Raw genomic sequence first — 11,112 nt, forward strand, 5'->3', positions numbered from 1 at the left:
CTGGGTGACGACCTCGTCGACCCACCCCTCGATGAACGCGAGCAGCGCCTCGAGCCGGTTGAGCACCGCCTGCTGCTGCGGGGTGCGCTCGGGCTCGAACAGTCCACCCTCGAGCGCCTCCTGGGCGGACGCGAGGTTGGTCGGGTCGAGACCGCGCATCTTCTCCTCGATCGAGGAGACGTCGATGCTCGTCCCGCGGCCGTACTCCTCGATCGTCGACAGCAGGCGCCCCCGCAGCCACGGCGCGTGGGCGAAGAGCCGCTGGTGCGCGCACTCGCGCAGGGCCACGTAGAGGAACACGTCGGTGTCGGTCTGGTCCAGACCCTCGCCGAACGCGCGGACGTTGGCGGGGAGAAGGGCGGACACACCCGACGGACCGAGGGGGAGGCCGACATCGGTGGTCGCGAGGACCTCGGTCGCGAGCGTCCCGATCGCCTGGCCGACCTGCGAGCCGAACATGGCGCCGCCGGCCTGGTTGAGGATGCCCACGAGCGGGCCGGCCATCGCCTTGGCCTCCTCGGGCAGGGCGTTCGACATCGCCGCGACCACATGCTCGGCGATCGGCTCCACCATCGCCCGCCAAGTGGGCATCGTCGACTCCACCCACTCCGACCGACTCCATGCAGCCGAGCGCATGGCGGCGGCGGGGATGTCGGTCGCGGTGTCCAGCCAGACCTCCGCGAGTCGCATCGCATCGTCCACAGCGGATGACTCGGTGCGCAGCGGCGACGGGTCGGGAGAGGCCGCCACCGTACGGCGGGCGACGTCGGTCGCGAGCTCCCAGTTGACCGCGCCGTCGTGCGGGGCGAACATGCGTTGCATCTGCTGCATCAGGAGGTTCATGTCGGGCATCTGCCCACCGCCGGTCCCGCCGAACATCTGCCCGAAGGGGCCGAAGAGGCCCTCCATCGGGGTGCCCGCGAACGGGTTGTCGCCAGACGGTGAGCCCGTGCCGCCCTGGGACGGGCCGGGCACCTTGCCGAAGCCGATGCCGTGGTCGGGCCCCTGGTCGCCCCCGCTGGAGGTGCCCTCCGGGTCGTCGGGCATGTCGTCAGGGGTGCGCTCGGGCTCATCAGGCATGGTTCCAACGTACCCGTGAGGCTCGAACCGCCCTAGTCTTGTTCGCCATGAGCGATGTGGTCCGTCTGGTCGACGTGCGTGACGAGCCCCTGGACATCTCCGAGGTGTACGAGGCGGTGGCCGACGCCGGCGCCGGCGCCGTCGTGCTCTTCGTCGGGGCGGTGCGCGACCACGACGGCGACAAGGGGGTCGAGGGCCTTGCGTACTCGGCGCACTCCCGGGTCCTCCCGGTGCTGCGCGCGATCGCCGAGGAGGTCTCGGGGGGCACCGGCGTACGGGGAGTTGCGGTGGTGCACCGCGTCGGCGACCTCGACATCGGCGACCTCGCGGTCGTGACAGCGGTGGCGGCACCCCACCGGCCGGCGGCGTACGAGGTCAGCCGTGCGCTGGTCGAGCGGCTGAAGGCCGAGGTGCCGATCTGGAAGCACCAGCTCTTCGAGGACGGGAGCGACGAGTGGGTGGGGAGTCCCTAGGTCCCGACTCGCTGCGCTCGCTCGACCGGGGTGCGGCCGAGCCGCCTAGACTGGTGGCGTGAAGATCCTGCTGTGGTTGGCGGTGCCTCTCGCCGTCACCGCGCTCGCGATGCTGTGGGCGGCGTGGTACGGGCGTCGGGGTGCGGACGCGTCGCACGGCGTCGATCGTTCGGCCCGCTCCTGGGGCCCCGGTGATCCCGCGTACGCGCGGTTCAGCGACGCCGTCCAGCGGCCGCTGCCGGCCGCGGTCCACGCCCGGCAGTCGCCCCAGCCGCCCAGCGGCGTCGTCGTCCGTCGTGCCAAGCCCGAGTCAGGCCGGTGAGCACGCCCCGATGAGCCGCCGGACCTCTACCCTGGCTTCGGCCGGGCTCCTCGTGCTGACCCTGGTCGCGGTCGCTCTGCTGCTCCCCGTCCCGTACGTGACGATGCGCCCCGGGCCGACCGTCGACGTGCTGGGCGACTACGACGGCAAACCGGTCCTGGAGATCGAGGACGCCAAGACCTACCCGACCGATGGTCAGATCCGCCTGACGACGGTGTCGGTGACGCGTGCCGACTCGCGCGTGAGCCTCCCGCAGGCGTTCATCGCCTACTTCAACCCCGAGGAGGCCGTGGTTCCGCGCGACCTCGTCTATCCGAAGGACCAGACCGCGGAGGAGTCGCGGCAGGAGAACGCCGCGCAGATGGCCAGCTCCAAGCTGACCTCCGAGGCTGCGGCGCTCACCCAGGCCGGGTACGACGTCGCGTCGGTCGTCGAGATCGCTGCGGTCTCCGAGGACGGCCCCTCGGCCGACGTCCTCAAGGTCGACGACGTGCTGGTCAGCGTCGACGGTCAGAAGGTGACCGGCACCGACCAGGCGGTCAAGCTCGTGTCGTCCGCGCGGCCCGGCGCCGTCATCACTCTCGGCATCCGGCGCGACGCGTCGGACCAGACCGTCAAGGTGAGGTCCGAGGCAGCCCCCGACGACCCGAGCAAGGCGCGCATCGGGGTCAGCCTCGGCACCGATGTCGAGCTGCCGTTCCCCATCGCCAACAACCTGGGCGAGTCGATCGGCGGGCCGAGCGCCGGCCTCGTCTTCGCCCTCGCGCTGTACGACATGCTCACCCCCGGTGACCTGACCGACGGCACGACGATCGCCGGCACGGGCACCATCGACGCCGCCGGCGCGGTCGGCCCGATCGGCGGGATCCAGCAAAAGCTCGCCGGCGCGTCGTCTGCGGGGGCGAAGGTGTTCCTCGTCCCCGACGGCAACTGCGCCGAAGCGGCGGCGTCCGACGACTTCGACATGCGCCTGGTGCGTGTCAAGAAGCTCGCCGATGCCGTCGACGCGCTCGACAAGCTCTCCGACGACCCGAAGGCCACGGTTCCCACATGCAGCTGACACCCACGAACGCCCTGAGAGAGACCGCCCTCGAGATCGCCGAGGTGGCGCAGGCGGCCGGGTGGGACGCGCCCCCACGCCTGTACGCCCTGGTGCGCACGGCCGCGCTGGCCGCGGACGAGCCCGCGCTGGCCCGTGAGCTCGGGATCGGGCCCGACGACGTGGACGACTCGTTCACCGCGGTGGAGCAGGACGACCTGCCCGCAGAGCGCTCGTTCGAGGACTTCGTCACCGAGATCGTGTGGCCGCCGCAGGTCGACGGCACCGCCGTGGTGCTGGAGCGCCTCATGCTGCCTCCAGACGCCGAGGAGTCTCTGCCCGACGACGAGTCGACCGTGTCCGACTTCGTCGCCGAGCACCCCGATCGCCAGGAGGTCCGTCTGACCGTCGCGGTGACGAGGGACGGCCAGGCGCACTGCATCGTGGACGTGCGCGGCAGCGACGAGCTCGCCGAGGGGCCCGATCTGGTCCCCGGCCTGGTCTCGATGCTGCGACAGACCCTGCTGGACTGACCTGTCACACTTGCAGTCCGAAGACTGTTGTGCCTCGAGCACGACTACTGAAGGAGAGCTGTGAGCGAAGGATCCGCCGCTGCCCGACCTCGACCCGAGGTCGGACGACAGGGACGACGTGTCCTGATTCCCACCATCATCACGCTCGTGGCGCTGCTGTTCCTCGGTGCCATCTTCACGGGTGTGTGGACCGATCGCCTCTGGTTCCGGTCGGTCGACTACGGCTCGGTCTTCGCGACGATGCTGAGCACGCGGGTGCTGATGTTCGTCGTGTTCGGCGCGCTGTTCGCCGGCGTGGTGGTCCTCAACGTCTGGCTCGCCTACCGGTCGCGTCCCAAGACTCCAGGTCCGGTGCGCCCCAACGACCCGGTGGTCCGCTACCGCGAGGCCATCCACCCGCTGCGCAAGGTGGCGCTGATCGGCCTGGGCATCCTCCTGCTGGTCTTCGCCGGCTCCTCGGCCGCGGGGCAGTGGCGGACGTTCCTGATGTGGCGCAACGCGACGCCGTTCGGCAAGAACGACGAGACCTTCGGCCGCGACATCTCGTTCTTCGTCTTCGACTACCCGTGGCTGCGCTTCCTCACCGGCTTCGGATTCGCGCTGCTGATCGTCTCGGTCATCGCGGTGGCGGTCGTCTACTACATCTACGGCGGCATCGCGTTCTCGGGCAAGAACCGCAAGATCTCCCGGGCCACGCAGACCCACCTGTCGATCCTCATCGGCCTGATCATGCTGCTGAAGGCGTTCGCCTACTGGCTGGACCGCTTCGGGTTCTCGGTCGACAGCGGCAACCTGCTGACCGGCATCACCTACACCGACGCCAACGCGCGCATCCCCAGCAAGAACATCTTGATGGCGGTGTCGCTGCTGTGCGCGCTGCTCTTCTTCGCCAACGCGATCTGGCACAACTGGCTCCTCCCCGGCATCAGCCTGGCGCTCCTCGTGCTGACCTCGGTGCTGATCGGCGGCATCTGGCCGGCGATCATGCAGTCCTTCCAGGTCAAGCCGTCCGAGCCTGACAAGGAAGCCCCCTACATCGCGAAGAACATCACCGCCACGCGGGACGCGTTCGGGATCGCGGGGGTCGAGAAGCAGAACTACAACGCGCAGACCGAGCTGACGCCCCAGCAGCTGACCGAGTCGGCGGAGTCGCGCGTGAGCACGCGCCTGCTCGATCCGACGCTGGTGTCTCCAGCGTTCGAGCAGCTCCAGCAGGTCCGCGGCTACTACAGCGTGCCGCCCACGCTGGACGTCGACCGCTACCAGCTCGAGGGCACCGACAACCCGCAGGACATCGTGATCGCGGCGCGCGAGCTCAACCTCGACGGTCTGCCGGAGAACCAGCGCAACTGGGCCAACGACCACACCGTCTACACCCACGGCTACGGCGTGATCGCAGCCCAGGGCAACCAGCGCGGCTCGCAGGGCGAGCCCGTCTGGGTCGAGCGCGACATCCCCCCGGTCGGCGAGCTCAAGCTCGACAAGCAGCCGCGGATCTACTTCGGCGAGAACTCTCCCTCGTACTCCATCGTCGGACGCCCCAAGAAGAATGCAAAGCCGATCGAGGTCGACATCCCGCGCGGCAACGGCACGACCGCCGAGGAGGAGGAGGCCGCGGGCGAGTCACCGGCCGAGAACGTCACCCAGAACACGTACGACGGCAAGGGTGGCGTCGACATCGGCAGCGCGTTCAACAAGCTGCTCTACGCGGTGAAGTTCAGCGAGCCCAACATCGTGCTCTCGAACCGCGTCAACGAGAACTCCAAGATCCTGTACGACCGGCACCCGCGTGACCGGGTCGCCAAGGTGGCGCCGTGGCTCACGATCGACGGCGACCCGTACCCGGCGGTCGTGGACGGCCGCGTCGTGTGGATCGTCGACGGCTACACCACGAGCGACAACTACCCCTACTCCGAGAAGGTCTCGCTCGACGAGGCGACCTCGGACACGCTGACCGGCACCGGTGCGCAGGCGGTTCTGCCATCGGACCAGGTCAACTACATGCGCAACGCCGTCAAGGGCGTGGTGGACGCGTACGACGGGTCGGTCGACCTCTACCAGTGGGACACCGAGGACCCGGTGCTCAAGACCTGGATGAAGGTCTTCCCCGACACGGTCAAGCCGAAGTCGGAGATCTCGCCCGACCTGCTCGCGCACGTCCGCTACCCGGTCGACATGTTCAAGGTGCAGCGCAACATCCTCGGCGCGTACCACGTGACCGACCCGCAGACCTTCTACGAGGGTGGCGAGCGCTGGAAGATCCCGGAGGACCCGACGGCCAAGGGGTCGCTCCAGCCGCCCTACTACCTGTCGATCCAGCGCCCGGGCGAGGAGGACTCGCGGTTCTCGCTGACCAGCGTCTACCTGCCCAACAACCGCCAGAACCTCGCCTCGTTCGTGTCGGTGAACTCCGAGGCGAGCGACACCGAGAACTACGGCAAGATCCAGATCTTGCAGCTGGGTTCTGCCTCCACGGTGGACGGCCCCAACCAGATCGCCAACCGGTTCGAGGCCGACAGCAGGGTGTCGTCGGCGTTGCTGCCGTACAAGTCGGCCGGCACGAAGGTGCTCTTCGGCAACCTGTTGACGCTGCCGGTCGGCGAGGGACTGCTGTACGTCCAACCGGTCTACATCCGACGCAGCGCGACCGAGGGCTCGTATCCCGTCCTGCAGTTCGTCATCGCGTCGTTCGGCGAGGGGATCGGCTTCGGCCAGAACCTCGACGAGGCTCTGCGCGTCGCCCTCGGCATCGAGGGCGCCCCGCCGCCGACGGACCAGGCCGACGGAGGCGACGGAGGAACGTCGCCGACACCGCAGAGTGTCGAGCAGCTGCTCCAGCAGGCCGACGCGGCCTACGACGCCGCACAGCAGGCGCTCGAGAAGGGCAACCTCGGCGAGTACCAGACCCAGGTCGAGAAGATGGCGGAGATCCTGGGCCGCGTGCGTGCGCAGGTGGGTGCCACACCGGCGACTCCGACACCCACCCCTGACGGCGGCTGAGTCAGCGCCCGTCGATCGAACACGGCAGCGAGCCGATACCACCCACCGGGGGGCGCGGCGCCCGGCATGAAGTCAGCCGGCGACGGTCGTGCGGAGGACCAGCGAGTCGCGACGCCGGGCGTCGAGAGGGGACTCGCGGCGGTCGAGCCGGGCGTCGAGCACGGCACCCGCTCGCTCGGCATGACCCGCGTTGACGAGGCAGAACAGCAGCGTCTCCTCGACGACCTCGCGCTGCGCCGCCGATCCGCCGACCTGCGCGAGCACCGGCAGCGTGTCCTCCAGCAGTGTCACGGCATCGTCCCAGCGCTCCTCGCCCGCGCGGAGGAGCGCGTCGCACACCGTCGCCACGACGGTCCTGATGGTCACGTCGCGCGAGCCGCGGCAGTGCCGGGCGAGCGCCGCGAGCCGAGCGGTGTCACCGGAGGTGGCGAGCGCGATGGCGGAGTGGAGGGCCACGAACGGTGTTTCCGGAGCGTCGACCAGCACCGACCCGGCGGCGTCGATCACCGGCGCGACCGGCGGCGGAGCGGTCTCGCCGACGAAGGCAGTCCCCGTTGCCCCCGGGACGCCGTGGGCGACCGCAGCGTCCCAGCCGGACGTGGTCAGCTGCCAGCGCCACAGGAGTGAGGCGGAGTCCACGAGAGCACGAACTCCGGTGACGGTCGGTGGAGCGAGCTGCGAGTAGTAGCGGCGGCGTACGGCCTCGGTGTCGCCGATCGCGAGCTCGTGCAGGGCCGCGTGCCAGGAGAAGTGCGCACGGTGGCTGGCGGACCGACCGCTCTCGTTGACCCAGTGGTCGAGCCAGACCCGACCGGCCTCGTGCTGCCCGGTCTCGTACATGACGTGGGTCTGGGCGTGCACGGCGTGGCCCGAGGAAGGCTCGCACGAGAGCGCGCTCTCGGCCAGCAGCCCTGCCTCCTCGAACCGGCTCTGGTCCTGACGGGTGAAGGCGAGCAACGAGATGTACCACCAGTGGTCGCCGTAGGCAGGGGCCAGTCCCTCGACCAGGTCCCACGCTTCCTGCTGCACGTCGGTGACGCCGGAGAACGCGATCGTCGGCACCGCGGCGGAGACGGCGAGGATGTCTCGCGGGTGCGCCGCGATGTGGTTCATCAGCGCCCGGGCGCCCTTGTTGCGGACGTCCTTGACCCGCTGTCCGACGACGTCGACGAGGCTGCGCTCGCGCTCGTCGCCCCGCTGGCGCACGGCCTCGCGCGCTGCGTCCAGCGACGCCTGCACGTCCGCGTCGGCTCCCGCCTCATGGCCCAGCAGGGCAAGGGTCGCGTGCCCCAGCGCGAAGCCGGGGTCGAGCGCGACCGCTTCGCGGAGCGGGGCGTCCGCGTCGTCCTGGAGGCGCATGAGGCGCTCGAGGCCCGCGTTGTACGCCGTCGCGGCCTCGGCCGTCGTCGAGATCGGCAGTCCGAGCGGGTCGCGCGGGCGAGCGGCGGGGTGATGGCCGCTCACGACACGACCGTCGGCAAGACGTCGGGGGAGCGGGGCGATCGCGTCGAGGACGCCGGTGGCGACGGCGAGGGCCTGGCTCCGGATCTCAGGCACAGCCGTCGACTCCCAGAGCTCGCCCCGCCGCAGTGCGCCGAGGGTCCACACCGGTGCGTCGGCACGACCCTCGGAGTCGATCAAGCGGCCCCCGTCGGTGCGGAATCCCATGCCCGCGGTCGACACGACCGCGCTCGATGCGCCACCTCGAGGGCGGAGGAGGTCGTCGAGGAAGGGGTCGCCGAGCAGCCGGATGTCGCCCTGCGGGCCCGTACAGTTCACGACCCAGCCGACGTCGTGCGTCGTCTCCACCGCGTCGCGCTCGTCGCTGGAGCGATCCGCGACCGTCACGCGCAGACCGCCGCGTGGGAGCGGCTCGGCGTCCACGACCGACCCGGGTGACAGAACGAGGCGGCCCGCCTCGCGCATGCCCTCCACGAGCGTGGCACTCGAGGGCGGCATCCGGTGGCGCAGGACATTCCAGGCACCGGCGTCCGAGGCCAGGAACTCGGCGCGGTCCTCGTCGTTCAGCCGTCCCCAGAGCGTGGAGATCCGGAACCGGAGCCCGTCGACGCCGGGGCGCCAGTCGCCTCCGTCGCGCTCGACCGCCTGAAGGTGCTGGACGACGTGCTCGCGGATCTCGGCGAGGGAGCTGCCCCAGTCGGAGACGTCGGGGATCGCGGCGAGCTTGAGCCCGGTGACGTGCGCACGAGGAAGGCGCGCGTTGCGTGAGATCGCGCGCACGACACGGTCCGGCCGGTTGCTCGCGTCGGTGAGGGACAAGGTCACGTCGACCATCGTGAGTCCGGTCCCGACCAGCAGGACGTCGCCGGGACCCGAGCGGTCGCGGCGTACGGGGTCGAGCGCGCCGGGGGCCCACGGGTCGGGGACGAAGAAGGCCGAGCCGCGCAGGGCCTCCGGCGCCCACGCGTGCCCAGCGGCGGGGAGTCCCGTCGCCACCACGGCGGCGTCCGCAGCCACGTCTCGGCCGTCGCTCGTGGCGACGACGACCCCGGACCCGGTACGGCGCAGGCCGACGGCGCGCGAGCGGACGTGCCGCACCGCGGCGAACTCCCCGGGCGGGCCTTGAAGGGTCTCCGTCAAGGTCTCGTCGAGATAGCGGGCGTACTCGCGACGGCGTGCGAAGGTCGCCGGGTCGCTGCCGTTCTCGGGGTCCTCGTGGGTGCGCCACGCGACGAAGTGCGCGGGGTCCTCGGGGAGCGCGCTCATGCCGGCGGCGGGGACGTTGAGGAGGTGCTGGTCGTCGAGCGTGCCGAAGGAAGGGCCTCGACCCCACCGGTCGGCGGGGTCGAGGAGGATCACGTCCACGCCGGTCGAGCGGCGTCCCGCTGTACGGACGAGGTGCAGCGCGACGAGCGTGCCGGCGGCACCGGCACCGACGATCGCGACGGTCGGGCGGGTGCGGGGCGTGGTCGTCACGGTGTCTCCTCGTCGAGTGCGGCGCTGACTCGGGTAAGTGTAGTGACCAAGTTGGATTCGACGGTGCGCCACCCGCTGGTGCCGGTCGCCGTCGCCGCATTCCGGTCGCCGCTCGCTCCTTCGGGCGATACGTTGCGGCCGACGCACGAGAGGCGGGGCGATGGCCGACACGAGCGGTGAGCTGCAACTCGCCCCGCTCGCGCGGTCGCGGGAGTTCTGGGTGCTGATCCGGGACGCGGTCGTGTTCGGAGTGGTGATGGCCTTCGCCGGCCTCGCCTTCCTCTTCGTGGTCGAGACTGGAGACTTCTGGGGCGATCCGACGTCGCAGGGCTGGTGGGGTGGTCACTGGTGGTGGATCGCGGTCACCGTCGGGACCGGTCTCGTCGTCGGTCTGCTCCGTCACGTCCTGCGGATGCCCGAACACCAGCCCGGTCTGACCGACGAGCTGGAGAAGGAGCACGTCGAGCCTGCCAGCGTTCTCGGGACGGTCGCCGTGTCGTCGGTGTCCCTCGTCGGCGGTGCGAGCCTGGGCCCGGAGGCGGCGCTCGGGTCGATGGGCGGAGGACTGGGCACCTGGGTCGGCCGACGGCGTACCGACGAGGACATGCAGAAGGCGACGACGCTCACCGGCATCTCGGCCGCGTACGGCGGGCTGCTCGCGGTGCCGATGGTGGCGACGCTGCTCGTCCTGGAGCTCGCCAAGCCGCACCGTCGCCGCTTCACCCATGCTGTGTTCGGGTCGCTGGCGTCGGCGACGGTGTGCTTCGCGGTGTTCTACCCGATCGCGGGGACGACGTTCCTCGGCCTCTACGACGTCCCGTCCTACGCCTACAAGGACTGGCACCTCCTGGCGGCCGTGGGTCTCGGCCTGGCCGCTGCGCTCGGCGCCCTGGTGCTGGCGGTCCTCACAGGGATCGTCCGTCGGCTGGCCGCCCGTCTGGAAGGGAAGACCGTCCTGCGCCCGGTGGCGGGCGGGCTGGCGTTCGGCCTCATCGCCGTCGCGCTTCCGCTGACGCTGTTCACCGGGAGCCACCAGCTCCACACGGTGGCCGAGTCCGGGTCGGCGCTCGGAGCCGGCTTCCTCCTCGTCATCGTGCTGGCCAAGATGGTGGCCTTCTCCGTCTGTATGGAGACGGGATTCATCGGGGGCCCGTTCTTCCCGATGCTGTTCCTCGGAGGGACGTACGGGTACGCGATCCACCTGATCGTGCCGGACGTCCCGCTCGCCCTCACGTTCAGCTGCGTCTTCGCCGCGCTGCCCGGTGCCATCGTCGCCGCGCCGTTCACTCTGGTGCTACTGGCGGCGCTCATGATGGACCTGGGAGCGCTGCAGACGGTGCCGGTCGCGGTCGCGGTGCTCACCTCGTACATCGCGGTCACGGGCTCCGGCGTGCTCGCCGCGATGGTGCAGGCCCGGGCATCCCGGCACGCAGCCGCGAGGCAGCCTGGGTTTGGGTCTGGGGGAGAGGTCCGGTAATGTTCTGTGTGCCGACGCGGGGTGGAGCAGCTCGGTAGCTCGCTGGGCTCATAACCCAGAGGTCGCAGGTTCAAATCCTGCCCCCGCTACAAGAGATTGAGCAGGTCAGAGGCGGTTCCAGACAGATCTGGGACCGCCTCTGATGTATGCCACACGGGCGTGGTGGATGTGAAGCGCTCCTCGCGGCTCGGCTCTAGCTCTCGTCCCAGGTCACCGTCGAATCGAGAGCGATCGTGATGAGCTCGCCGCCA

Annotated in this window: 8 protein-coding genes and 1 tRNA gene; 7 read left to right on the top strand and 2 right to left on the bottom strand. The window is 70.4% G+C overall.

Translation table 11 applies throughout. From position 1 onward, the window contains the following. The coding region (locus PV363_RS11710) for a zinc-dependent metalloprotease (RefSeq protein ID WP_301022408.1) at positions 1-1,080 on the bottom strand (1,080 nt) is incomplete at its 3' end. Positions 1,081-1,127: 47 nt separating this feature from the next. Here PV363_RS11710 and PV363_RS11715 point away from each other — a divergent pair. The 5 genes from PV363_RS11715 to PV363_RS11735 are packed head-to-tail and all read left to right on the top strand — an operon-like array spanning position 1,128 to position 6,447. After that, entirely contained in the window at positions 1,128-1,553 is a 426-nt protein-coding gene (locus tag PV363_RS11715) for a molybdenum cofactor biosynthesis protein MoaE (protein WP_220343937.1), read from the top strand. Positions 1,554-1,611: 58 nt separating this feature from the next. Beyond that, complete coding sequence (locus PV363_RS11720) at positions 1,612-1,875, top strand: hypothetical protein (protein ID WP_220343961.1); 264 nt, start codon at positions 1,612-1,614, stop codon at positions 1,873-1,875. 10 nt (positions 1,876-1,885) lie between these two features. Beyond that, on the top strand, positions 1,886-2,935 hold the full coding sequence (locus PV363_RS11725) for a PDZ domain-containing protein (RefSeq protein ID WP_220366035.1): 1,050 nt from the start codon (positions 1,886-1,888) through the stop codon (positions 2,933-2,935). Further along, the gene (locus PV363_RS11730; protein WP_220343939.1) at positions 2,926-3,447 is read left to right on the top strand and encodes a PPA1309 family protein; all 522 of its coding nucleotides are present in this window, start codon (positions 2,926-2,928) and stop codon (positions 3,445-3,447) included. The genes PV363_RS11725 and PV363_RS11730 overlap by 10 nt, the downstream gene beginning before the upstream one ends. Positions 3,448-3,507: 60 nt before the next feature. Next, positions 3,508-6,447, top strand: a complete 2,940-nt coding sequence (locus tag PV363_RS11735) for a UPF0182 family protein (RefSeq protein ID WP_301022409.1) — start codon at positions 3,508-3,510, stop codon at positions 6,445-6,447. A gap of 72 nt (positions 6,448-6,519) precedes the next feature. Here PV363_RS11735 and PV363_RS11740 read toward each other — a convergent pair whose 3' ends face one another. Then, complete coding sequence (locus PV363_RS11740; RefSeq protein WP_301022410.1) at positions 6,520-9,384, bottom strand: FAD/NAD(P)-binding protein; 2,865 nt, start codon at positions 9,382-9,384, stop codon at positions 6,520-6,522. 160 nt (positions 9,385-9,544) lie between these two features. Between PV363_RS11740 and PV363_RS11745 the strand changes: the two genes are divergently transcribed. Continuing rightward, complete coding sequence (locus PV363_RS11745) at positions 9,545-10,861, top strand: chloride channel protein (protein ID WP_301022411.1); 1,317 nt, start codon at positions 9,545-9,547, stop codon at positions 10,859-10,861. A 15-nt stretch (positions 10,862-10,876) separates the two neighbouring features. Further along, a tRNA-Met gene (locus PV363_RS11750) sits at positions 10,877-10,950 on the top strand. The last annotated feature ends 162 nt before the right edge of the window (positions 10,951-11,112 follow it).

Origin of the sequence: Mumia sp. (assembly GCF_028803055.1) — a bacterium.
In the GTDB taxonomy this organism is placed as follows: domain Bacteria; phylum Actinomycetota; class Actinomycetes; order Propionibacteriales; family Nocardioidaceae; genus Mumia.